The following is a 24,122-nucleotide window of genomic DNA, read 5'->3' as shown; positions in this document are numbered from 1 at the left end:
CAGCGTGATCAGCTCACCGTTTCATCTGTCATAAAGGTTTCTTTTTTCTGTCACTGGTTGGTCACAGAATGCTTTTAAATTGTTCAATAATCAATCGAAAGGGGGCAAGGCTAATGCTTCTTAAATCCTTGACCAAATACGATACAAATTTGTTCTACCGCTTGTACAGTCTTACCGTAAAACGAGACTGTCGCAGTATTATCTGGCTGTCAAAAACCGGAGATGGATACCTATACTTGGTTATTGGGGCCTTATTATGGGCTTTTGAACCCGAGCATGGCGAACTTTTCCTCTATACAGCGCTGATGGCATATGCGCTGGAGTTACCTATCTATGTGCTGCTTAAGAAAATGTTCAAGCGCCCGCGCCCTTGTGATTTTCTATTGGATTTAACAGCACACGTTACGCCATCGGATAAATTCTCTCTGCCTTCTGGGCACACTGCTGCAGCCTGCTTAATGGCAAGTATTGTGGCGCATTACTATCCACCATTCGCGGTACTGGCATACAGTTGGGCAGCCCTAATCGGCCTGTCTCGCGTCTTGCTAGGCGTGCACTACCCATCAGATGTAGTCGCAGGTATGTTACTTGGTATCACTATCGCATCGTTGAGTATTTCCATCCTGGGGTAACATGAAATTATTGTATGGCGTGCAAGGCACCGGAAACGGGCACATTGCTCGTGCACGAATTATGGCGGCAGCACTAGCCAAGCGTTCAGATGTTGAAGTAGATTTTGTTTTCACCGGGCGTGAACCCGATAAATATTTCGATATGGATGTATTTGGCGACTATCGCACCTTCACTGGCTTAAGCTTTATCACTAAAAGTGGCCGTGTCGACCGGTGGCAAACCATTAAAGAAGCTAATATCAGTCAATTTCTAAAAGACGTGAAACGTTTTGATGCAAGCGGATACGATCTTCTCGTTAACGACTTTGAGCCTGTCACAGCGTGGGCGGCAAAGCGTCAGCATATTCCGTCAATTTCAATTAGCCACCAAGCCGCATTTTCGTATGATGTGCCAAAATCTGGCGACACCATTATTGATAGGCTGCTAATGAAAAAATTCGCCCCTACCGACCTTCAATTAGGTGTGCATTGGTTTCACTTTAATCAACCGATCATTCCGCCTTTTGTGGCAGAGAAACCGGTATCAGTACCAGGTAAGGGCCATGTGTTGGTTTACTTACCATTTGAAGATGTTAGCGACGTTCAACAAATGCTGGAACCTTTAAGCGACCAAAAATTTCAGTGCTTCCACCCTGATATTAGCGAAATTAAAGACGCGGGACATATTCAGTGGAACCCTACGTCAAAACAGCATTTCCAGCGTGCACTACAACACTGTAACGGTGTTATTGCGAACGGAGGGTTTGAACTTTCAAGCGAAGCCTTACAACTAGGTAAAAAGCTACTTATCAAACCCCTTCATGGCCAATTTGAGCAGTTATCGAATGTACTAACCCTTAATAAGCTCGATCTTTGCCATACCTTATTTCAACTGGATACGGATATTGTTGAAGAGTGGCTAGAAGCAGCAGACATAGAGGCCATTCAGTTCCCCGATGACCCTAATGTGTTAATTGATTGGCTGAAAAAAGGTGACTTGCAAGATACGCAAAGCCTATGTAATTCACTGTGGAAAGAAGTTCGCTACGGCGATAAAACACAAGAACGCTTATTGTCTCTTGCATTTTAATCACGCAATGCGATGATAACGGCATTTATTGTCGTATACGCGGGATTTTTCGTGCTTAAAAAGTGGGTTTTAGTGACATTCACAGCCATTCTACTTAGTGGTTGTGGTTATAAAGGGGCGCTGTATATTCCACAAGCGCCAGAACAAACGACGCCTACTGAAAAGCCAGACGAAACAGTGTCTTCACCAAACACGCAAAGCCAACCCGCCTCCACACCAGGAGAATCTCACTAGTGGATTTTTTCGCTTATAAAAACGGTCAGCTTTTCGCTGAAGATGTAGCCGTTGCAGATATTGCTGCACAGTACCAAACCCCAGTTTATGTATATTCACGGGCAACGCTAGAGCGTCATTGGCATGCCTTTAATGATGCAATTGGTGAACACCCTCACCTTATCTGTTATGCAGTAAAGGCCAATTCAAACCTAGGTGTACTCAGTACACTAGCCAAAGTTGGCTCTGGTTTTGACATTGTTTCTGGTGGTGAATTAGCACGTGTTATTGAAGCCGGTGGCGATGCCAGCAAGGTGGTATTTTCGGGTGTAGGTAAAAAAGCTGATGAAATACGTTATGCGTTAGAACAAGGTATTATGTGCTTTAACGTAGAGTCTGAGCCTGAATTGCACCGTATTAACGCGGTAGCAGAATCCCTTGGCAAAAAAGCGCCTATTTCGCTTCGCATCAACCCTGACGTAGATGCAAAAACGCACCCCTATATTTCAACAGGATTGAAAGCAAACAAATTTGGTATTGCCCGTGAACGCGCGTTGCAAACCTACGAACTCGCTGCATCACTTCCTTACTTGAACGTAGTGGGTATGGACTGCCACATTGGTTCGCAATTAACTGAAATTGGCCCCTTTGTTGATGCACTAGAAAGATTATTGCTGCTGATTGATGAATTAGCCGAGCGCGGTATAACCATTGATCACTTAGATGTTGGTGGTGGCTTAGGTGTGACTTATAACGACGAAGAACCGCCGCATCCGAAAGCTTACGCTGCTGCGATGGCAGAAAAAATGGTAGGCCGTGAAAACCTTAAACTCATACTAGAACCAGGTCGCGCTATTGCTGCTAACGCAGGTATTTTGGTCACTGAGGTTGAATTTATCAAAGAAGGTGAAGAGAAAAGCTTCGCTATTGTTGATGCAGCCATGAATGACTTGCTTCGACCTGCACTTTACTCTGCATGGCAAAATATCATCCCAGTAAAACAAGAAAGTACTGCTACAGCGCGTAATTACGATGTGGTAGGCCCAGTTTGTGAAACCGGTGATTTCATCGGTAAAGACCGTGAACTTGCTATCGAGCCAACTGACCTACTAGCAGTGCGAAGTGCCGGTGCGTATGGCTTTGCAATGGCATCAAACTACAATAGCCGCTGCCGTCCAGCGGAGATTATGGTAGATGGAGATGCAACAATTGTGGTGCGTGAAAGAGAAATTCTAAAAGATCTCTGGAAAGGTGAGCACAAACTTACGTAAACTAGGGTTAAACTCATAATAAAGATGCGCGGTTAATGCAGGTTCAGTTTTCAAAAATGCACGGTCTGGGGAATGACTTCATGGTGATTGATAATGTCACCCAGAACGTCTTTTTCTCGAAGGACAAAATACAGCAATTAGCAAATCGAAACTTCGGTATAGGGTTCGATCAATTGCTTATGGTTGAACCGCCTTACGATCCTGAACAAGATTTTCACTATCGCATATTTAACGCTGACGGCTCTGAAGTTGAACAATGTGGTAATGGTGCTCGTTGCTTTGCGCGCTTCGTAAAGCAAAAAGGGCTAATTAACCGCAATAAAATTGTGGTGAGTACTAAAGCTGGAAAAATGGTGTTGTACTTGGAGAAAGATGGCCAAGTTACCGTGAATATGGGCAAGCCCGAATTCGAGCCAGCTAAAATTCCTCTTAAAGCGAACAAACAAGAAAATACCTACATATTACGCGTAAACGATAAAACCTTGTTTTACGGTGCCGTGTCTATGGGTAACCCGCATTGCGTCATGGAAGTGGAAGATGTAGATACCGCGCCTGTTAAAGAAATAGGTCCACTCGTTGAACGCAACGAACGGTTCCCAGAAGGCGTAAATGTAGGCTTTATGCAGATTATTAATGAATCGCACATTCGATTGCGTGTATTTGAACGCGGCTCGGGTGAAACCTTGGCATGCGGCAGCGGTGCATGCGCAGCAGTTGCAATTGGTCAGATTCAAGGTAAATTAAGCAAAGATGTTCGGGTAGATTTGCCCGGCGGCAGTTTACGGATCCGTTGGCCAGGCCCAGATAATGTATTAAAAATGACAGGGCCCGCCGACCATGTGTACGACGGACATATAAATTTATGAGTGAATTATCAGGACAAGCTAGCGCATCAGCGGTAGTAGACGTGTTTTCAGGCGACAGCGATGTTTCCTCAGAGCAGGTTCGCGCTTTTTTGTTAGAAAACCCTGATTTTTTTGCTCAATACCCCGAACTACTCGAAAAACTTAAAATTCCTCATTCTCATAAAGGCAGCGTCTCGCTGGTTGAAATTCAAAGTGAGCAATTGCGCAAAAAAGTTCGCCAGTTGAATTATAAACTCACCCAACTGGTGAGTATTGCCAAGCAAAACGAAAAAATTTACCGCGTGTACACCGACCTCAACGTACAATTACTGCGTTGCGAAAGTGTGGCAGAAGTTCAGTTCACCCTTGAAGATGTGTTGCAAGAGCGTTTGGAGTTGTCTTCTGCGGTGATAAAAAGCTTTAAAGGCCCTCATGCTATTCCCGAGCTACAACGCAGGTTATTTACCGAGAAGCGCTTTAAAACGTCGAACTTCTTTTTCGGACGATTATCGCAGCACGAACGCCAGCTATTGTTTGGTGATAGTAGCGCAGAATCTGTTGCCCTAATGCTATTAGGCGACAACCAAGAAATTGGTATTTTAGGTATTAGCAGCAGTGATCCAAGCCATTTCACCCCTGATATGGACACCTTGTTGCTACAACAGCTACAACAAGTGCTTAATATTATTTTGCCTGAGATGATGGGGTATTAGTTTTCGTGACAACGGAAACTGTGCTGAGCGAACCTTGCCACCTTTGGCTTGAAAAGTTTCTTCTCCACCTACAAGTTGAACGCGGTTTATCACCGCTTACTATCAGTAACTACCGCAGACAACTTACCAGCATAGCCCTTACTTTAGGGCTTTACGAGTGGTCAGGTATGACGCCCTCTGATGTAAAGCGCGTGATGGCGGCAGCAAAAATGGACGGGCATAAACCCCGTAGCATAGCATTGCGGTTGTCTGCTCTTCGTACCTTCTGCCAATACCTTATTGATAACGAACAGCTTTTCAGTAACCCTGTGGAAGGTATTCAAGCGCCCAAACAAGGCAAACCATTACCTAAACAACTTAGTGTTGATGAAATGCAGCAGTTGTTAGCAAATGAACAAGCCGCCAGCGGCGATACCGACGAAGGCATTATTTGCCGCGATGTCGCCATGTTTGAATTACTCTATGGCTGCGGACTTCGATTAAGCGAACTTACGGGTTTAAACTTAAGTGACTACCCGAAAGACGGCACTATTAAAGTCACCGGTAAGGGCAGTAAACAGCGTATATTGCCCTTAGGCCGACAAGCGCAAAAGGCGCTACATGCTTGGCTTAAAGTGCGCCCTGCTTATGCTTCACCCTATGAACCCGCTATATTTGTTAGCAAGCGCAAAACCCGCATTTCAAATCGCCAAGTCGCAAACCGGCTTAATCAAATGGCAGAATTGCAAAGCCTTAGCCAGAAAGTAAGCCCACATAAACTGCGCCATTCTTTTGCTACGCACGTATTAGAGTCGAGCGGCGATTTACGGGCGGTGCAAGAATTATTAGGCCATGCCAATCTATCTACCACGCAAGTGTATACTCATTTAGATTTTCAGCATTTAGCCAAGGTTTATGATGCCGCGCACCCTAGAGCACACAAAAAATAATCCTCTTTTGAAAATAGGCCTTTAACTATTATGCAGTTCTTCAGAGCCATAAATTCCGTGAAGGCAATGACCTTCGATCTTGATGATACCTTATACAATAACGAACCTATTATTCGCCAAGCAGAAGCGGCCTTAACTGCGCATTTAAAGCAATATCATCCTAAAGCGGCTGCCTTACCGTCTGCTCATTGGCAACGACTAAAGCGCGACGCAATTGCTGCCAATCCTACTTATTCATCTGATATGGGAAAGCTTCGCTTAGCGGTGTTAAATGCGGCATTGATTCATGATATTCCATCCCAAGACACCCACACGTTAGATGCTGCCGTGCAAGCTTGTTTCGACTGTTTTTACCATGCCAGAAGCGAGTTTGATTTGGCTGATGATGTACATAAAACCTTATCAACTTTAAGTGAAAATATGACACTGGTAGGTATTACTAACGGCAATGTAAACGCTGACCAAATAGGTATTACGCCGTATTTCGATACCATTTTACATGCCAGCACTAGCCGACCTATGAAACCTTCACGGGCTATGTTCGATGAAGCAGCAAGCTTTATAGGAGAAGCGCCGGAAAATATATTGCATGTGGGCGATAACATCATTAAAGATGTGTATGGGGCGATAAATGCGGGGTTTCAGTCTGCTTGGTTTGCATGCAACCGAGAAATGCATTTACCCCGTGAGAGAGCATCTGTACTCCCTCACGTGGCATTAGATTCATTAGACGAATTAGCTTACTTCTTGTAAGTAAATCAGTAAGTAGCGCTTTCTCTTAAGGTACTGGCGCTTAAGGCTTTTGCGAGTAAGGCGCGTTATCTTCTAGCACGTTCTGGCGCATAGAATCGCAAGGGCGCTGGCATACCGGGCGTCCAACCACTTTAGCCGGCACACCGACTACGGTAACGTGCGGCGGTACATTGTCTAACACAACACTACCCGCTCCCACTTTAGAGCCTTCGCCAATTTCGATATTGCCAAGAATTTTAGCACCCGCGCCTACCAACACGCCTTGGCGAATTTTAGGGTGACGGTCACCCGACTCGTTCCCAGTTCCGCCAAGGGTTACGCTTTGCAAAATAGACACGTTGTCTTCTATAACTGCTGTTTCACCCACCACAATTCCGGTAGCATGATCGAACATCACCCCTTTACCTATTTTTGCGGCAGGGTGAATATCTACGCCAAAGGTAGCCGAATTACGGCTTTGTAAGAACAAAGCAAGTTGATGTCTACCATGCAACCACAAGTAATGCGCCATGCGGTGAACTTGCACTGCGTGGAACCCTTTAAAGTGCAACAGTGGCACTAAGAAATCATCTACTGCGGCGTCTCGAGCACGAATAGCATTAATATCTGCCATTGCCGACTCACTAATTGACGGCTCTAACAAATAGGCTTCATCGAACACTTCACGAATGGCAATAGCCGGCATTACTTCATCAGCCATTTTGCTTGATAATATAAAGCTTAACGACGACTCAAAATTGTGATGTGCTGAAATACAGGCATGAACATAGCTTGCTAGTAGCGGCTCGCTTTCTGCCACAGTTTGCGCTTCTTTTTTTAACGATAACCAAAAGTCAGTCGATGGAGAGAGTGCGTGCATGAGGCAGTTCCTGTAAAAATAAAGTTCAGAGCCCACTTAAACGCGGGTAAAAGGCCTACATTGTATTAGGCAATATAATGGCTCGAAGTGTACATGAGCCACAATTAAAACAACACCTACAGACTACGCTTCAAGCGTGAAAATTGTTCAACTTATCGATAACCCGCCCGTGAATACGGCTGATATCATCTAAACATGGCTAAATTCATCGCTAAAAATTCCCCCTAGCCGCTAAGCTTCATCAAACAAGCCTGTATAAATTCACAGTCAGCTGGCATAATGTTGCAGCATTGAAACTAGACAAATTAGGTTGACCATATTATGGATGTATCCCGACTGCTTGACGAGCTTAACGACAAACAACGTGAAGCGGTAGCAGCCCCTCTTTCTAACGCCCTCATATTAGCTGGCGCGGGAAGCGGTAAAACTCGGGTTTTGGTGCATCGCATAGCATGGTTAATGGAAGTGGAAAATATTGCCCCTTTTTCTATTTTAGCCGTAACCTTTACTAACAAAGCCGCGAAAGAAATGCGTGGCCGAATAGAATCATTAATGGGTCGTGGTCTGAATAATATGTGGATTGGTACTTTCCACGGATTAGCCCACAGGCTGCTTCGCGCTCACCATGCAGAAGCTAATTTGCCTGAAAACTTCCAAATTCTTGACTCAGACGACCAATACCGTTTGATTAAACGTATTTTAAAAGCCATGAATTTAGACGAAAAGCACTGGGTGCCTCGTCAAATTCAGTGGTACATCAATGGTAATAAAGACGAAGGCCTACGCCCTCAACATATTGAAACCCACAACGACCAAACCCAGCAAAAAATGCGTGAGATTTATGCCGCGTATCAAGACGCGTGCGACCGCTCAGGGCTTGTGGATTTTGCCGAGTTATTGTTGCGTGCACATGAGCTTTGGGCTAAAAACCCTGAAGTGCTCGCCAACTACCAACGACGTTTCCGCGCCGTATTAGTTGACGAATTCCAAGACACCAACAACATTCAATACGCATGGCTACGCATGCTGTGTAGCGGCAATCAAAACAACATTATGATTGTGGGCGATGACGACCAATCTATATACGGCTGGCGCGGCGCGAATGTTGATAATATTCAGCACTTCTTGAAAGACTTCAATAACCCCACAACCATTCGATTAGAACAAAACTACCGTTCTACCGGCACCATTTTGAAAGCTGCCAACACGGTTATTGATAATAATACGGGCCGATTAGGCAAAGAGCTTTGGACAGACGGCAACGATGGCGAGCCCATCTCTGTTTATGCGGGGTTTAATGAGTTAGATGAAGCCCGCTTTATTGTGTCGAAAATTAAAGACTGGCTGAACCAAGGTAATGCGTTAAAAGACACTGCCATTTTATATCGCAATAACGCCCAGTCGCGGGTATTAGAAGAAGCCTTACTGCACCAAGGTACACCGTATCGCATTTATGGCGGCCTTCGATTCTTCGAACGCCAAGAAATTAAAGATGCACTTGGCTATCTTCGCATGATGAATCACCCTCATGACGATGCCGCCTTTGAACGTGTGGTGAACACGCCTACTCGCGGTATGGGTGAAAAAACCCTCTCACAGGTACGAGAAGCCGCAAGAACACATAACTGCTCAATGTGGCAGGCTAGCCAACTACTCATTAACGAAAACGCGCTAAAAGGCCGTGCACTTAATGCCCTTCAAAGTTTTGTGCTGTTAGTTACCGAGCTTGAGCAAGCTACCGTAGATGAGCCTTTAGAAAAACACGCTGATGTGGCCATTAGGCAATCAGGCTTATATGCCATGTATCAGGCCGAACGTGGCGAAAAAGCCCAAGCGCGACTAGAAAACTTAGAAGAATTGGTTACCGCGTGTAAGCAATTTACCGTACCTGATGAAGCAGAAGAAATGACGCCACTTTCTGCCTTCCTTGCTCATGCCTCGTTAGAAGCGGGCGAAACCCAAGCAGGTACAGACCAAGATGCCGTGCAGATGATGACTATTCACACTGCTAAAGGGCTCGAATTCCCTATGGTATTTATGGCCGGTGTTGAAGAAGGCATGTTTCCAAGCCAGATGACCAATGATGAACCAGGCAGAATGGAAGAAGAACGCCGCCTGTGTTACGTGGGCATGACTCGCGCCATGGAAAAGCTATATATTACTTACGCGGAAAGCCGTCGTTTATACGGGCAAGACAAATACCACACGGCATCTCGCTTTATTCGTGAAATTCCAGCTGACTGTGTTGAAGAAGTAAGGCTCAAGTCTACGATTTCTCGACCGATACATAACCGATTCAGCCAAGCAACTTCACACGCCTCATTTGAAGAAACCGGCTTTCAGTTGGGCCAAAAAGTTGTTCACCGTAAATTTGGTGAAGGGATAGTACTAAACTACGAAGGCAGTGGTGAACACGCTAGGGTACAAGTTAATTTTGACGAATTTGGTACAAAATGGCTCGTTCTCGCCTATGCTAAATTGGAAAAAGCATAGCAATCTGGCAAGAAGCCTGAACCCAAGTAGAGAAATATGCCGCAAAATGTGCTGGTGATAGAAAACAGTGATAAAAATTTAGACGTTGTATCAAAACTTGTCAGAAAAGCAGGGCTAACCCCTGTTGGCGCTCACTCGTTAACGGAAGCGAGCGCCCGTTTTGCGCTTATGATGCCTGAAAGTTTCTTGTGCGCCATTGTTGCTCATAACTTACCTGATGCCCCGAATGGCGAAGCCATCGACTTCGCTATTGATGCCTTTATTCCAGCCATAGTCACTACCGATACGCTAGAGGCAAAAACCCGAGACAAGGTCTTAGAAAAAGACGTTGTTGATTATATTCCCAAAGAAAACGCACAAAATTACGATTACTTAAGCCGTTTACTGTTTCGATTAGAGAAGAACAAGTCGACAGGTGTTGTAGTAGTGAGTACTCACCGGTCATCTAGACGAAAAATGCTTTCGCTGCTTTATCGACACAATTTTGTGGTTTATGACTGCCCTACCGCCAGTGATGCTATGAGCATACTGGCTGAGCATGCGCATATCAGATTGGTTATCACAGATAACGCGCTTCCGGACATGACCGGCACGCAGTTTATTTCAGGCTTGCGTAAAGCCTTTTCAAAAGAGCAGTTAGCCATAATTGGTCTTGCAAGTGACCAACGCCCACTGATGTCTGCTCATTTCATAAAAAGCGGTGCTAACGACTTTTTGCATTTACCTTACTGCCATGAAGAGTTTTTATGCCGGGTAATGCAGAATATTGAATATATTGAAAGCGTAGAAGCCATTCGACGCGCGGCTAATACCGATTATTTAACTGGCCTGCCTAACCGCCGCCATTTCTTTTATACCGTTACCGTGCAGTATAAAAAGCTACCTGAGCAACATGCTTTAGCGCTTATCGACCTTGATCATTTTAAGCGCATTAATGATACCTACGGGCATGATGCAGGTGATCTCGTGCTCAAAGCGGTAGCTAACCTGTTACAAGTTCATTTTAACGATACGCTGGTTGCACGTTTTGGTGGGGAAGAATTTTGCGTGTACTTGCCTAAAATTGACATTCTTAATGCACAAGAGCGGTTAAACCGATTCAGAATAGCGCTTCAGAAAACGCCAATTCAATTAGGCGAAGAAAGCGTGAAGGTCACCTGCAGTATTGGCCTTTGCAATACCCCTACGCAAAATATTGAAACCTTGCTAAGTAGTGCCGATAAGCTTTTGTACAAAGCAAAAAATGCAGGTCGTAACCAAGTTCATGTAACCGGAGAAACTCAAGAAGTTTGAGTTTCTCCGGTTGCCTTAGCCGCCTGTACCGACGCCCTTAGGGCTTTTCGTTGCTTTTTGTAGGCGATAAGGGAATCGACACTAAATACTGCAAGCGCTAACCACACAAAACCAAAGGTAATTAGCCTAGCCTCATCTAACGGTTCATCGTACAAGTAAACCGCCAGCACAAACATGAGTGTTGGCCCTATATATTGTAAAAAGCCTAACGTTGAGTACATGATACGCCGCGCCGCTGCAGTAAAGCATAACAAGGGCGCGGTGGTCACAACACCGGCCGCTAAAATAAGCATGTTTAAGCTAGCATCGTTATTAAAAAGGTTGCTGTATTCCGATCCAAATAGCAGCCAATACCCTATTGCCAACGGTGACAGCATTAAGGTTTCTATAAAAAGACCCGGTAAAGAATCTACGGCTACTTGCTTGCGTAAAATGCCATAAATACTAAAACTGCCCGCCAATATAAGTGCAATCCAAGGCACGTGACCGTAAGAGAAAATCAAAATAGCCACACCCACAATGGCTAGTACTACCGCCACTCGCTGAAATGTTCTTAGCCTTTCTCCTAAAAAAAGCCGACCAAGAAATACATTAATGAGGGGGTTAATGTAATAACCTAAACTAGCATCTAGAAGGTGATCGTTATTCACTGCCCAAATGAATAGTAACCAGTTGGCGCCAAGCAAAATGCCGGCAATAAACAATACCTGCATCACTTTTTTATTACGAAAGGCTGCGGCAACCTTGGGCCATTGATTTAACCCCGCAATCAACCCCACCAGCACCAATACCGACCAAACTATTCTATGCATTAGAATTTCTGCTGCGGGCAATACAGTAAGCTGTTTAAAGTAGATTGGCGCTATGCCCCACATGGTGTAAGCCGCAATGGCAAAAATTATTCCGACTTGGGCAGCACTGGCTTGCTGGGCGCGCATAGTTAACTATCACTTTTTTAGGGCTAGAAAAAGGCGCCTAGTGTTCATTACCTTACTTAAGATAACAAGCCTATAACGCCCAGAATGGGGTATTTATCGATAAAGTTTGTTTAGGGGTGATGACGACTTATAGTTCTAGCTAAAGCAGAAATAACGTTCCCAAACCTAAGAAGGCAACAAAGCCTACAATGTCAGTTACTGTGGTAAGAATAACTGAGCCAGATAACGCTGGATCTATCTTTAGTCTATCCAAAATAAAGGGCACAAACACACCAGCAAGAGCAGCCGCAACAATATTAAAGAGGATGGCTAAGCAAATCACCATGCCAAGCAGTGCATCGGCAAACCAGAAATAGGCCACAATGCCTATGACTAACGCCCATATCACGCCGTTTAGCCCCCCGACCTTGAGTTCTTTCATCATAAGCGCACGTAAGTTGGCAGGGGTTACCTGCCCTAGTGCCAGCCCGCGAACAATCAACGTAAGCGTCTGGCTACCTGCTATCCCCCCCATACTGGCGACTACTGGCATCAATACCGCCAGCGCAACCACCTGCTGTAATGTAGCTTCAAACAACCCGATAAACCAAGACGCCAAAAACGCGGTAAGCAAGTTTATACCTAGCCACAGTGCACGGTTTCGCGCACTCTTGGCCACAGGTGAGAATAAATCTTCGTCTTCATCCATACCTGCCGAGGCCATGACTTGACGCTCGTAAAACTCGTTCATTAACTCACTGGCCGAAGCAATATCTAAACGACCAATAAGTTTGTTCGATTCATCTACCACAGGCAGCGATGATAGCCCCGAACGCTGCACCTGCAATGACGCCGCGGTAGATTCATCAGTGCCCACTAGCATAGTGACATTTTCTTCGGCCATACTAATTAGTGAACTGTGTTCTTGCGCCGCAAAAAGACGATGAATTTTCACCAATGCAGTAAATTGACCAGAACGGTTCACCAAGTAAATACTATCGCAGTGCTGAGGTATGTCTCGGCGTAATAGGCGTAAGCCTTCTTTCACTTTGGCATTGGCCGGTAGTACTAATAATTCGTGACTGACCCAGTGACCCACTTGTTCATCGGGAAACTGCGTCGCTTCGCGGAAATACTTACGCTCTTGGCTATCAAGTGCTTCGTACGCAACATCAACTAACCGTGTGGGTAATGAGTCGAGGAGTTCAAGTAAGTCCTCTGCGTCAATATCAGCAAAGATAGACGCCCACTCGTTATGCGGCGTGGCGTCGATAAGAATTTCACGGGGGTCGCTTCGCATTTCCACCAGCACGCTAAGCTTGCGGTCACGTGGAATGCCTTCCCAAACAACGAGACGTCGCTCTAGGGGTAACGATTCTAATAAGGAAGCAATATAGACAGTATCCTGCCCACTTAATGCGGTAAGAATAGACGCTGGGTCATCACCCATACCATCTGTTACAAACTCTTCGATAAGATCGGGTAATGGCTCCGCCACTCGACACCTCCAAAATACATTTTCTACCGGCTACCCCAACATATAGGTACCCGTACCAAAGGCAATATGGTCGCCTTTTTCGTTATGAAGCTCCATCCTACAAACCGCCAGCTTAGCCCCACCGCGAATAACTTTGGCCGTAGCGATGAATTGTTCACCTCGGCCTGGTCGTAAATAGTCAACGCGCATATCTACGGTGCCCATTTTCGGTAAACGGCTTTGCAAGCTTGCTAGGTCGGCATCGTTAGTTCGTTTAATCGCCTCGATAATAGCGACCAAGCCGCCTATGGTATCTAGCATAGAGGCAGTCACGCCGCCATGAAGAATTTTTTGCAGTGGATTTCCGGTTAAGGCTTCACGCCAAGAAACATGAAGTTCTATGCTGTCACTTTCTAACCCTTCATTCGAGCGAATAAACTCTAGCCCTAATAACTGGTTAAACGGCATAGTATCACGAAATAAACTAATAACATGTGCAATCATATCGTTGCGGCTAGGCATATTTTTATTGTCTGAAGTGCGCATATTGCATCCTTTCTTATGAGTAGCATTACATCGACGTTAGCCTACTTTGAAGGGATGCACTGTTTTAATTTATTATACCTTTTCATATGACTTCTGAATTTTAGTCCAGTTTTTGCGTTTGTTTCGTGAAGAACGATGGAAAAACGCGTAAAATCCCCCGCCATGACTACTGTAATTGCCGACACCACTATTAGTTCTCCCGTTCCCGATGCGCTAACCCCTGAAAACGTTTTAAAAAATGTGTTCGGGTACGATGAATTTCGCGAGGGACAAGGAGACGTCATCCACCATGTATGCAACGGTGGAGATGCACTTGTATTGCTACCTACCGGTGGTGGAAAATCTATGTGCTATCAAATTCCAGCGCTTATCCGCGCAGGTACTGGCATTGTGGTGTCGCCACTTATCTCGTTGATGCAAGATCAAGTAGAACAGTTAAAAGCCTTGGGTGTGAAAGCCGCTTACCTAAATTCAACACTTAGTCAGGAAGACCAAGCCAGTATTTCAGAGCAAATGGTGTCTAACCAGTTAGATTTATTGTATGTCTCCCCTGAGCGATTGCTTCAATTTGGCTTTCAGCAAACGCTTCGTACTACAGAGGTAGCCTTGTTTGCTATCGATGAAGCCCACTGCGTATCCCATTGGGGGCACGATTTCAGGCACGACTACCGCGCACTCGGCCAGATTAAAGCCCGCTTTCCTGATATTCCTGTTATTGGGTTAACCGCCACGGCCGATATCGCTACCCAGAGCGATATTCTTACCCAACTGCAACTTAATGACCCGCTAGTTTATAAAGGCAGTTTCGATAGACCGAATATTCGTTATCGGGTGATGTCGAAGTACAAGGCCTTCGAGCAGGTTGTTACCTACGTTAAGCAACAAGAAGGCAGCGGGATTATTTATTGTAATAGTCGCGCCAAAGTAGACGACTTACACGCCAAGCTATTCAAACAAGGTTTTCGCTGCGCGGCGTACCATGCGGGTATGGATGCCGATGAACGAGAATTAGTTCAGCGCCAATTTTTGAACGATAAAATTGATATTGTTGTGGCCACGGTCGCCTTCGGTATGGGGATTAATAAATCGAACGTGCGTTACGTGGTGCATCACGATGTACCTCGAAGTGTTGAAAGTTACTACCAAGAAACTGGGCGCGCTGGACGAGATTGCCTTGAGTCTGAAGCCATGCTGCTGTTCGATGAAAAAGATGCGGCTCGGGTACGTCAGTGGATTGAGCAAGGTGAGCAGGCCGATAGAAACGCCATCGAACTGCAAAAGTTTGCGGCCATGGAGGCCTTTTCTGAAGCGCAAACCTGCCGCCGACAAGTGCTACTTAACTACTTCTCACAATTTAGTGATAGTGCTTGTGGTAACTGTGACATTTGTTTAGATCCACCCACCATGATTGACGGCTTGGTCATTAGCCAAAAAGTACTGTCTTGTATTCTCAGGCTTTCACAGCAAGCTTCTACGCAATACCTTATTGATGTACTGCGCGGCAAACAACTGAAGCGCTTGCAAGAAGCCGGGCACCACCAGCTTTCAACTTATGGCATTGGCAAAGACAAATCTGACAGCTATTGGCACAACATGATTAACCAGCTTATCCATAAGGGGTTGATACGGGTTGATATTACCGCCAACGCTGCGCTTCGCTTGACTGAAGCTGCCCGCCCTGTATTAAAAGGCGAAGTGGCCGTACAGCTAGCGGTACCTAGATTAGAGTTCAAGCCAGATAAAAAGGCGAAACAAGCACCGGCTAACTACGACCGCACCTTATTTATGCGCTTAAAGCACTTACGTAAAGTGCTGGCAGAAGAAAACGAAGTGCCGCCGTATGTGGTATTCAGTGATGCCACATTGGTAGATATGGCCGCTAAGCTCCCGACCACACGCGATACTATGCTAGATGTAAGCGGCGTAGGGCAAACCAAGCTATCACGCTACGGCGACGCTTTTATGCAGCTGATAAACGATTACATTCATCGCGAGCAGTAGCGGCAGCATTTAGTTAGCATATGGCTTTAGTTAAAGCCTATTCCTCGCCAAGGTCTATGTCCAAAAAGGCCTGCATTTAAACAGGCCTATATCTTAATAGACCTACATCTAGACAGAGAAGGGCTCAACATTGGGTATTAGGCGTACGCGTACTCGCCACCTTTTTCTAGCGCTTGCTTATACGCAGGCCTTGCATGTACCCGTTTCACGTATTCCCGAATGGCAGGAAAATCTTTGGCATTCCCACTTGCCACCAATGACTCCAGTGGAAATATCATTTGTACATCTGCGGCGGTGGGTTGTTCGCCGGCAAACCACGTGTGATGGGCAAGGTAAGACTCTACATAGCGCAAGCTTTGGGCCAAATTGGGCCCATAATAGGCATTTAAAATTCCATCAATCAACTTGTTCGTAATGGGTTTGATAAAGAAAGGCTTAGACCCTTTTTCACGGGCTTTCTCCAGCACTAACCTGGCTACTAAGGGCGGCATTAGCGAGCCTTCGGCAAAGTGTAACCAAAATAAATATTGCTGCAGGTTTTCACCACTCTCTGGAGAGGTAAAACTGGTTTGCCCATGTCTGCGTACTAAATACTCAACGATAGCACCGGACTCAGCAATGACTCCCTCTGGAGTAGTCAGTACAGGCGATCGGCCTAATGGATGGACTGCACGTAACGACTCTGGTGCAAGATTAGTAGTGCTATCTCGCTGATAGTGTTCAATATTGTAATCAACGCCTAGTTCTTCCAATAACCATAAAATACGTTGAGACCGAGAATTATTTAAGTGATGTAGCGTGAGCATAATGCTTCCTTTAGGCCCAAAGAAGGCCGTTTTTTATTATTGCTGGCTTGCCTCTTTTATACACGCTTTGTAGAAGGGAAGTTTAATTTTAATCTGTGATAAGTTGCACTGTGTCTCACTGATGTAAATGGCGCTTTTATTAGCCTTCACATTTTGCTACTTTCCGCCCTATAGACTGTGACACGCCATCGGGAAACAACTAACTAATGGGTTTATTAAATCGCTATGCAGAAACCCTATCGGAACTGGGTAGCTTTGTACTTCCAGAACCGCTTAAAGACATGCGAGTAGGCTTGTTTAACACCACGCTAGCCAACGAGCTTGCACTTCCCGCCCCCTTACTGCAGCCTCAAAACATGCTTGATTGGTTATACTCTCCTGTTACGCCCCTTACACAACAGGCATTTGCACAAAAATACGGTGGCCACCAGTTTGGTCAATGGAACCCTGAATTAGGCGATGGCCGTGGATTGCTTTTAGCAGAAGTTATCGATTCAAACGCGCAGCCCCACGATCTTCATTTAAAAGGCGCCGGCCCTACCCCCTACTCTAGGCACGCTGATGGTCGAGCCGTACTGCGTTCTACACTAAGGGAGTATATTGGCGCTGAGGCACTGCATTATTTAGGTATACCCTCTAGCCGTTCGCTGTGCCTTTTTACCAGTGCAGATACCGTGTACCGAGAGCGCCCTGAAACCGGTGCCATGATGATAAGAACTGCCCCTAGTCATATACGCTTCGGTCACTTTGAATATTATTTTTATGCCAGTCAAAAGGATAAATTACAGCGGTTACTCGACTTCACCATTGAGCATCATTTTGCCGAATGCAAAGCGGCAACAAATCCTTATGCTGCTTTACTGGGCGCAGTAGTAACGCGTACTGCTAGATTAGTCGCGTTGTGGCAAAGCCACGGTTTTGTGCATGGCGTAATGAACACAGATAATATGTCTATTCATGGCATTACCTTTGATTATGGGCCGTTTGCCTTTTTGGATAATTACGAGCCTGGCGCGGTCTTTAATCACTCTGACCATCAGGGCCGCTATGCCTTTAATCAACAGCCGGGTATTGCCCTTTGGAACTTAAATGCCCTTGCCCATGCCTTTTCAGGTCATTGCTCTGTTGATGAAATAAAAGCCGCTTTATCTACCTTCGAGCCAACGTTCATTTCCCAATATCAACACGTGATGCTCTCTCGTATGGGCCTTGAAACTAATGAGCAAGAGCAAAGCCTTGCGCTAATGCAGTCTTGGCTACAAATACTTGAGACCGAGAATCAAGATTATACGTATTGCTTCCGTCAGTTGGCGTTGGCAGATATAAGCAAGGCTCAGTGTCCTTTTAACGATATCTTCGTTAGTCAGGAAAACCGTTTCAATCACGTAACACTTGTTGACCAAGAAAAAGCAGATGCATGGTGGGAAAGCTACCGTGAACTGCGTTTAGCAAAAGAAGAAGAAACTGAGCTCTTGTCGCTAAACCCTGCGGTCATTCCTCGTACTCATTTACTTCAACAGGCGATTGAATTAGCAGAAAAGGGTGACTTCTCACTCTCTGAATCTTTGTTAGAAGCTACTAGCACACCATTTGATGCTAGATGGGATACGCATGCATTTTCAAAGCCACCTTCATCATCAACACACACGAGTTTGTCATGCAGCAGTTAACCATTCAAAACCTCAAAGCCTTGTCGAAAATAGACGGCCAAGCTTTGTTTATCGATACCCCACTTCCCAGTACACCGTTAAAAACTCAGCAATGGGAGCAAACCTTCTGTACGCTTTTTGATTTAACGGCGACAAATCAAGAGTGGGGAGCCGACCGCTATCAAGTCACGTTAAGTAACGGCAGCTTCAGCTGTATGTTATTTATCGAATGGCTTTGCGAAGCCATTTGGCTTGAGCCAATAGGAAGTAATGAAAATGCGCAGGACCTGTACGACTATCTATTTGATGAAACGTGAATGACTTTTCATCATTCTTTTCATTATTTCTTTCCCCAAAATCAGGATCTTCCGTTACTATTAGTTTACTGATCTTTGAGAATTTACGTTAATAAGGTAGCTATGCCATTCAAAAGAAAAGGAATGTTGGCATTCTTCATTGCTTGTATCACCTTATCTACTTGGGCGTTAAGCGACGCCATCCAAAATTCAGCTGTTGCGTCAGAGCTTACCATTGACCAATCTTTCCGTGTTGCCACCATTAACGAAAGCAGTTCGTATTTTGTCGCGCACAAATCCATGACGTACCTAGATGTACTCCACCCTTCTAGCCCCTTAACCAGCAGTATTCCGCTTGATAGACATAATAGTCGACTCTGGATTTCTAATGAATTGAGGAACGAGGGATTTAGCACTATTCCCCTAGTGCTAAATATAGATAGGCTTAATATTAACGACCTTCAAATTTATTTGCTTGATGGCAATGCTCGAATCATTAAGTCTTATCGTTACCAAGCGGGTAAAGGGGATTTTTCACTAAAGAAACCTTTCTCTGCCATCCGCTTAAGCTTTTCACTGACGCCACAAGAGAATGTTCGGCTGGTTATTGGCGTATATGACGATGGTCTTCGCTATTTCCCAATCTCGCTATGGGAAAAACAGGCGATTCAACAATACGATGAAACCTTGCTTATTCTACTTGGCATCGTGCTAGGAATGCTCACGGTATTAACCGGCTACTTCCTGCTATCTTATTTATATCAGCGCACCCCGGCCCGATTCTGGTTGGCGGCAACAAATTTTGTCTTATTTGCACTGTTTTTTATGGCGCAAGGCGGGCTTGCGACATGGCCCTCTTTAACGAACGCGAGCGAAATAACCTTTGCCGCACTCATTAGCCTTAGCTTTGTGACGCTCGCAAAAGTGACTCACAGTTTATTTTCCCCTATTCCATTAGTGCTAAGAATACTTACCTTTGCACTCCCTATTGCTATGGCTATCGCAGCGGTGATGACAAGCGCATACGATGCGACCCGCATCCTTTTTGCCGCCAGCCCGTTTATTGCTGCTTATCATATTGGCTTAGCGTTTATTTTTAAGGATAAACAAAATCTTGCATCAAGCCGATTGTTCGCCTTCGCTTGGGTGTTCGTATTCATGCTTTATGCTGTATTCGTAAAAATCGCCTTCGACAATGCCTTTTACACCGCGCCCATTGTCATGATTATTCTAACCCTACTGACCTTAGCTCTTCTTTGCATCGGGTTTGCTGTTGAATTAAAAGAGCAGAACGTGAGCCGGTTACAATTGTCTGAAAGTGAAGCCACGATCAGCAGCCTTCATCACTTTTACGATTTGTTTAGAAATTCCAGTGAAGGCCTATACACCTCTACCCTAGACGGGGAATTAAAAACAGTTAACCCTGCCATGTGCGCCCTGTTTGGCTATACCGATGAAGCGAAAATGCTAGCAGAAGTAAAAAACACTAAGCAGTTTTACGCCAACTCAGAAGACCGCGACGTACTGGTAGGAGAGCTACTTCATAGCGGGCAGGTAGCGGCGCGTGAAATTAAAGGAATGCGCGCCAACGGTAGTGCATTTTGGTTTTCTATATCTTGTCAGGTACGTGAAAATGACAGTGGTAGCTTTTTATATGGCTCTATTATCGACGTTACCGAGAAAAAGCAGTCAGACTCTAGCCTACAATTTATGGCAACACACGACTCGCTAACAGGGGTTTATAATAGGCGTCAGTTTGAAACTACTCTGACCGCTAGGCTAAGCGAAAAGTCGCCCATTCCACCGTGCGTGCTGTATCTCGATTTAGATCGCTTTAAAATTGTTAACGACACCTCTGGTCATAAGGCAGGCGATGCCCTTATTAAAGATATTGCTCACTTGCTAGAAAAATCACTTCCTAATGAGGCAATGCTGGCGCGGATAAGCGGCGATGAATTTGGTGTTATTTTTGAAAACCAGCCAGAAGAACAAGCTTACTTACAGGCAACCGCAATATTAAATGCCGTTCAGGATTACCGCTTTTCATGGGAAAACCGCATATTTAGCTTGGGGGTTAGCATTGGTATGGTAGTGTGCACCGACCCCGACGCCAGTGCAGAGCAATATATCTGCATGGCAGATGCCGCGTGTTATTACGCTAAAGAGCAGGGTCGTAATCAAATTCATAAGTACAGCAAAGACGATGAAAGCATGCTGCGCTACCAAAATGAGCTTGATTGGGTAAACAGCATTCAATCGGCGTTATCAGAAGACAGATTCCTACTTTACTACCAGCCGCTTAGACCATTAAGTCGACCCAATGACGGCTATTATTATGAAGTGCTTCTGCGTATGAAAGAAACCGATGGTCGTATTGTAGAGCCCGCCGCATTTCTGCCTACCGCTGAACGCTTCGAGATGAACGTCAAAATAGATAAGTGGGTTATTGTTAATACCTTTAATTGGCTAAATGAGCATCCTGAGCATTTGGCTGAATTAAAGCGCTGTAGTATTAATTTAAACTGCCATTCATTAGCCGACAGAGACTTCAAACTCTTCGTGTTAAACGCGTTTGAACGTTACAACATTCCTTACGATAAAATTTGCTTCGAGATGATTGAGTCTGTCGCTATTATCAAAATGGAGTACACCATCGACTTCATGCGTACTTTCCATCGTTTAGGCTGTTCATTTGCGTTAGACGATTTTGGCAGAGGGTTTGCGTCATATGGTTATCTAAAACACCTACCTGTAGATATTGTCAAAATTGACGGTACCTTCATTAAAGACATGCGAGCAGATCCTGTAGATGTCGCTATGGTGTCTTCCATTAAAGAGGTTGCGAAAGCCCTAGGAATGCAGACTGTAGGTGAGTTCGTAGAGTCTGATGCCACTATGACACAGCTAGGCAATATGGGCATTGATTTCGCCCAAGGTTACGGTGTAGCCGAGCCCGCGTTGCTTGACGACTTCAAACCGTTATAACCTAAAACCGATTAGGCTATGGTATTGCTACACTTTAAAAGGGGTATATTGTAACATTCGCGAATTAATGAATGGGGAGCTGTACCTGTCTCAAGCCCTTGTAAAAGGCAAGAACACCCCCACATAACGCTTATGATCCAGGTGTAGAAGTAACATGAGCAGCAAACAACCTAAATACGAATATGTCAGTTCCGCAAAATTACCTACTCGTCATGGTAATTTTAAAATCCATGGTTTCGTTGAAACCAGTGGACAGGAGCACGTGGCGCTTTCCTATGGTGAATGGAAAGAAAACGATGTAGTGCCCATCCGCATTCATTCTGAGTGCCTAACGGGAGATGCCCTTTTCAGCACCCGTTGCGACTGTGGTTTTCAGTTAGAAAAAGCCATGCAGAACATTGCCGAAAATGGCTTTGGCGTGTTGCTTTACCTTCGTCAAGAAGGTCGTGGTATTGGGTTGCTGAATAAAATTCGCGCTTATAATTTACAAGATAGCGGCATGGATACGGTTGAAGCCAATGAACATTTAGGTTTTGATGCCGACTTGCGTAGCTATGATATTTGTAAGCTAATGCTTGATACCTTGGGTGTACAGCGCGTTGAGTTGATGACCAACAACCCCAAGAAGTTAGCGGCGTTAAAATCGTTAGGCATTGATGTAGTGGCACGCAAGCCTATTGATCATGGTATTACAAAAGACAATAAGAACTACATCAAAACCAAGACTGAAAAACTTGGTCATGCATTCGACCCCCACTCTTTTAAGTAAGTCATTTTTCCCTTCAATCTATTCCAACCTGAATAACATTAATTCAGGTTGGTTCAGGTTACGTTAATACCAGAAGCGTTATAACACATACAGACTTTGTGACATTGCCTGTAAAAAGTGCTTAGTTTAAGCATTTCCATGCAGAGTAATGTAAGGAGAACGTATGAAAAAACTGACTTTAGCTTTACTCGTAGCCATGGGAACCCTATCTACCTCATTCCCCATGCTGGCTTCAGCATCGGTTGAGCCAGAAACCAAGGTAGATAACTACCAGTATTCAGATGCTGAGCTAGATAGCTTACTTGCGCCTATTGCACTTTACCCCGACACCTTACTTACTCATATTATGATTGCGGCCACCTACCCTCTTGACGTTGTGGCTGCAGACAGGTGGCGTCAAAGCAATTTGCACCTTACCCCTGAACAAGTAGAGCAAGCGCTAGACCCGGTTACATGGGATCCAAGTGTAAAAGCCTTGGCTGCATTTACCGATATTCTGCACACCATGGCCGAAGATCTAAACTGGTTACAGCAACTTGGTGATAACGTGCTAATTAGCGAAGCCCGTGTACTTGATAGAGTACAGTTGCTTCGCCAACACGCCCTCAACACGGGTAACTTACAATCGAATGATTACCTTGAAGTAGAACGGGAGATAGAACAAGAACGCAGCGTGATTGTTATCGCCCCTCGCCATAGAGATGTGGTTTACGTGCCATATTACGACCCGCTTGTTGTGTTCGGGCTTTGGTCACATGCGATAGCGCCTGTACACTGGCATCATAGGGTTAGCTACCGCCATCGCGGGAATTTTTTCTGGGCACCGCAAGTTAGGCTTTCAAGCTTCTTCTACTTTGGCGGTATTCGTTGGAGCAACCGCCATGTAGTGATCCACAGAGAACCTGTGCGCCACTATTACAGAGGGACGCCGAATAAACGTGTTTATAGTAAAGGGTATCAACGCTGGCAGCATAATGCTGACCATCGCAGAGCCCGTTATTCTAACCGCGTAGTGCATAGTGCACCGAAACGATATAGCGCCACTCGTTCAGTGAAAGTAAGAAGCAACGAGCGAGCCGTTACTAAGGTGAGTCACAATAAGGTAAGTCATACCAAAACAGTGAATAGAAATATTGTGCGTCAGCAATCACCGCTGCATGCCCAATCACCTAACAATAAGTCGTCAAATAAGTTGCGCGAAAGCCAGCTTAAGGAGCGCCAGGTTAAAAAGAACCGTATCAAAGAACACACTGCACGGAATGTGAACAGCAATAACAGGCAGGTTACTGCACCTCGCAGCGTTAAAAACCCACGTCAGCATGTGGAACCTAAAAGTCGCACCACAACGCGTACGGTAACCACAACTAAAACCGTAAAAAGAGACAGTAATCGGGTATCAGGGCAGAAGTATCAGCAGCGCGCTTCTACGCATGTAAAACGCGCTAAAACAGATGTTAGAAGTAATCGTTCTTCGTCTAACCGTTCGGCGATGTCGCAACAGCGCTCCACGCCGAAAGTGAAACGAACCCAAAACCGTGAAAGATAGAATATTAAACGCGCTTAGTTTCACCTAAGCGCGTTTTTTAGATGGCAAGCGGCTTTATCT

At 45.2% G+C, this 24,122-nt stretch carries 21 protein-coding genes; 16 read left to right on the top strand and 5 right to left on the bottom strand.

The window, feature by feature from the left end:
- Window positions 1-113: 113 nt before the first annotated feature.
- Genes ALT761_RS01125 through ALT761_RS01090 form a run of 8 tightly spaced genes read left to right on the top strand, consistent with a single transcriptional unit; the run spans window position 114 to window position 6,425 of the window.
- The gene (locus tag ALT761_RS01125) at window positions 114-632 is read left to right on the top strand and encodes a phosphatase PAP2 family protein (protein WP_057794702.1); all 519 of its coding nucleotides are present in this window, start codon (window positions 114-116) and stop codon (window positions 630-632) included.
- 1 nt (window position 633) lies between these two features.
- Window positions 634-1,701, top strand: a complete 1,068-nt coding sequence (locus ALT761_RS01120; RefSeq protein WP_129735759.1) for an MJ1255/VC2487 family glycosyltransferase — start codon at window positions 634-636, stop codon at window positions 1,699-1,701.
- A 12-nt stretch (window positions 1,702-1,713) separates the two neighbouring features.
- Window positions 1,714-1,935, top strand: a complete 222-nt coding sequence (lptM, locus tag ALT761_RS01115) for an LPS translocon maturation chaperone LptM (protein WP_129735758.1) — start codon at window positions 1,714-1,716, stop codon at window positions 1,933-1,935.
- The gene (gene lysA, locus ALT761_RS01110; RefSeq protein ID WP_129735757.1) at window positions 1,935-3,185 is read left to right on the top strand and encodes a diaminopimelate decarboxylase; all 1,251 of its coding nucleotides are present in this window, start codon (window positions 1,935-1,937) and stop codon (window positions 3,183-3,185) included. Before lptM ends, lysA begins: the two co-directional genes overlap by 1 nt.
- Before the next feature lie 35 nt (window positions 3,186-3,220).
- Window positions 3,221-4,051, top strand: coding sequence for a diaminopimelate epimerase (gene dapF / locus ALT761_RS01105; RefSeq protein WP_013785917.1), 831 nt, complete (start codon window positions 3,221-3,223; stop codon window positions 4,049-4,051).
- The gene (locus ALT761_RS01100; RefSeq protein WP_129735756.1) at window positions 4,048-4,743 is read left to right on the top strand and encodes a DUF484 family protein; all 696 of its coding nucleotides are present in this window, start codon (window positions 4,048-4,050) and stop codon (window positions 4,741-4,743) included. Before dapF ends, ALT761_RS01100 begins: the two co-directional genes overlap by 4 nt.
- A gap of 5 nt (window positions 4,744-4,748) precedes the next feature.
- Window positions 4,749-5,672 (top strand): tyrosine recombinase XerC, encoded by a 924-nt coding sequence (locus tag ALT761_RS01095; protein ID WP_129735755.1) that lies wholly within the window; start codon window positions 4,749-4,751, stop codon window positions 5,670-5,672.
- Between the two features lie 30 nt (window positions 5,673-5,702).
- Complete coding sequence (locus ALT761_RS01090; RefSeq protein ID WP_129735754.1) at window positions 5,703-6,425, top strand: HAD-IA family hydrolase; 723 nt, start codon at window positions 5,703-5,705, stop codon at window positions 6,423-6,425.
- Between the two features lie 40 nt (window positions 6,426-6,465).
- On the opposite strand, the gene cysE is transcribed toward ALT761_RS01090, so the two are convergent.
- Window positions 6,466-7,284 (bottom strand): serine O-acetyltransferase, encoded by an 819-nt coding sequence (gene cysE / locus ALT761_RS01085; protein WP_129735753.1) that lies wholly within the window; start codon window positions 7,282-7,284, stop codon window positions 6,466-6,468.
- A gap of 321 nt (window positions 7,285-7,605) precedes the next feature.
- Between cysE and uvrD the strand changes: the two genes are divergently transcribed.
- Together uvrD and ALT761_RS01075 are read left to right on the top strand one after the other, a co-directional pair.
- On the top strand, window positions 7,606-9,777 hold the full coding sequence (gene uvrD / locus ALT761_RS01080; RefSeq protein ID WP_013785922.1) for a DNA helicase II: 2,172 nt from the start codon (window positions 7,606-7,608) through the stop codon (window positions 9,775-9,777).
- Window positions 9,778-9,813: 36 nt separating this feature from the next.
- Window positions 9,814-11,070 carry a GGDEF domain-containing response regulator gene (locus ALT761_RS01075; protein ID WP_129735752.1) on the top strand — a complete coding sequence of 419 codons (1,257 nt, stop codon included), beginning with the start codon at window positions 9,814-9,816 and terminating at the stop codon, window positions 11,068-11,070.
- Here the strand turns inward: ALT761_RS01075 and rarD are convergent.
- The 3 genes from rarD to ALT761_RS01060 form a co-directional block, all read right to left on the bottom strand.
- Window positions 11,058-12,008, bottom strand: a complete 951-nt coding sequence (gene rarD / locus ALT761_RS01070; RefSeq protein WP_129735751.1) for an EamA family transporter RarD — start codon at window positions 12,006-12,008, stop codon at window positions 11,058-11,060. The genes ALT761_RS01075 and rarD overlap by 13 nt on opposite strands.
- 139 nt (window positions 12,009-12,147) lie before the next feature.
- Complete coding sequence (locus ALT761_RS01065) at window positions 12,148-13,485, bottom strand: magnesium transporter (RefSeq protein ID WP_013785925.1); 1,338 nt, start codon at window positions 13,483-13,485, stop codon at window positions 12,148-12,150.
- A 30-nt stretch (window positions 13,486-13,515) separates the two neighbouring features.
- Window positions 13,516-14,010: a thioesterase family protein gene (locus ALT761_RS01060; RefSeq protein ID WP_129735750.1), complete on the bottom strand. Its 495-nt coding sequence runs from the start codon at window positions 14,008-14,010 to the stop codon at window positions 13,516-13,518.
- A 162-nt stretch (window positions 14,011-14,172) separates the two neighbouring features.
- Between ALT761_RS01060 and recQ the strand changes: the two genes are divergently transcribed.
- Window positions 14,173-16,011 (top strand): DNA helicase RecQ, encoded by a 1,839-nt coding sequence (gene recQ / locus ALT761_RS01055; RefSeq protein WP_129740536.1) that lies wholly within the window; start codon window positions 14,173-14,175, stop codon window positions 16,009-16,011.
- Window positions 16,012-16,148: 137 nt separating this feature from the next.
- Here the strand turns inward: recQ and ALT761_RS01050 are convergent, their stop codons facing one another.
- On the bottom strand, window positions 16,149-16,817 hold the full coding sequence (locus ALT761_RS01050; RefSeq protein ID WP_129735749.1) for a glutathione S-transferase family protein: 669 nt from the start codon (window positions 16,815-16,817) through the stop codon (window positions 16,149-16,151).
- Window positions 16,818-17,023: 206 nt separating this feature from the next.
- On the opposite strand from ALT761_RS01050, the gene ALT761_RS01045 reads away from it, so the two are divergent.
- The 5 genes from ALT761_RS01045 (at window position 17,024) to ALT761_RS01025 (ending at window position 24,062) form a co-directional block, all read left to right on the top strand.
- The gene (locus tag ALT761_RS01045; RefSeq protein ID WP_129735748.1) at window positions 17,024-18,487 is read left to right on the top strand and encodes a protein adenylyltransferase SelO; all 1,464 of its coding nucleotides are present in this window, start codon (window positions 17,024-17,026) and stop codon (window positions 18,485-18,487) included.
- Entirely contained in the window at window positions 18,475-18,783 is a 309-nt protein-coding gene (locus ALT761_RS01040) for a DUF3630 family protein (protein WP_129735747.1), read from the top strand. Before ALT761_RS01045 ends, ALT761_RS01040 begins: the two co-directional genes overlap by 13 nt.
- 102 nt (window positions 18,784-18,885) lie before the next feature.
- Window positions 18,886-21,747, top strand: a complete 2,862-nt coding sequence (locus tag ALT761_RS01035; RefSeq protein ID WP_232043513.1) for a putative bifunctional diguanylate cyclase/phosphodiesterase — start codon at window positions 18,886-18,888, stop codon at window positions 21,745-21,747.
- Window positions 21,748-21,901: 154 nt separating this feature from the next.
- Window positions 21,902-22,516, top strand: coding sequence for a GTP cyclohydrolase II (gene ribA / locus ALT761_RS01030; protein WP_013786034.1), 615 nt, complete (start codon window positions 21,902-21,904; stop codon window positions 22,514-22,516).
- A gap of 163 nt (window positions 22,517-22,679) precedes the next feature.
- Window positions 22,680-24,062: a DUF3300 domain-containing protein gene (locus ALT761_RS01025; protein ID WP_129735745.1), complete on the top strand. Its 1,383-nt coding sequence runs from the start codon at window positions 22,680-22,682 to the stop codon at window positions 24,060-24,062.
- Window positions 24,063-24,122 lie beyond the last annotated feature (60 nt).

Source organism: Alteromonas sp. 76-1, assembly GCF_900654235.1.
GTDB classification, from domain to species: domain Bacteria; phylum Pseudomonadota; class Gammaproteobacteria; order Enterobacterales; family Alteromonadaceae; genus Alteromonas; species Alteromonas naphthalenivorans.
The sequence above is the reverse complement of the archived record's forward strand: the minus strand, read 5'-3'. Positions and strand labels throughout refer to the sequence as shown.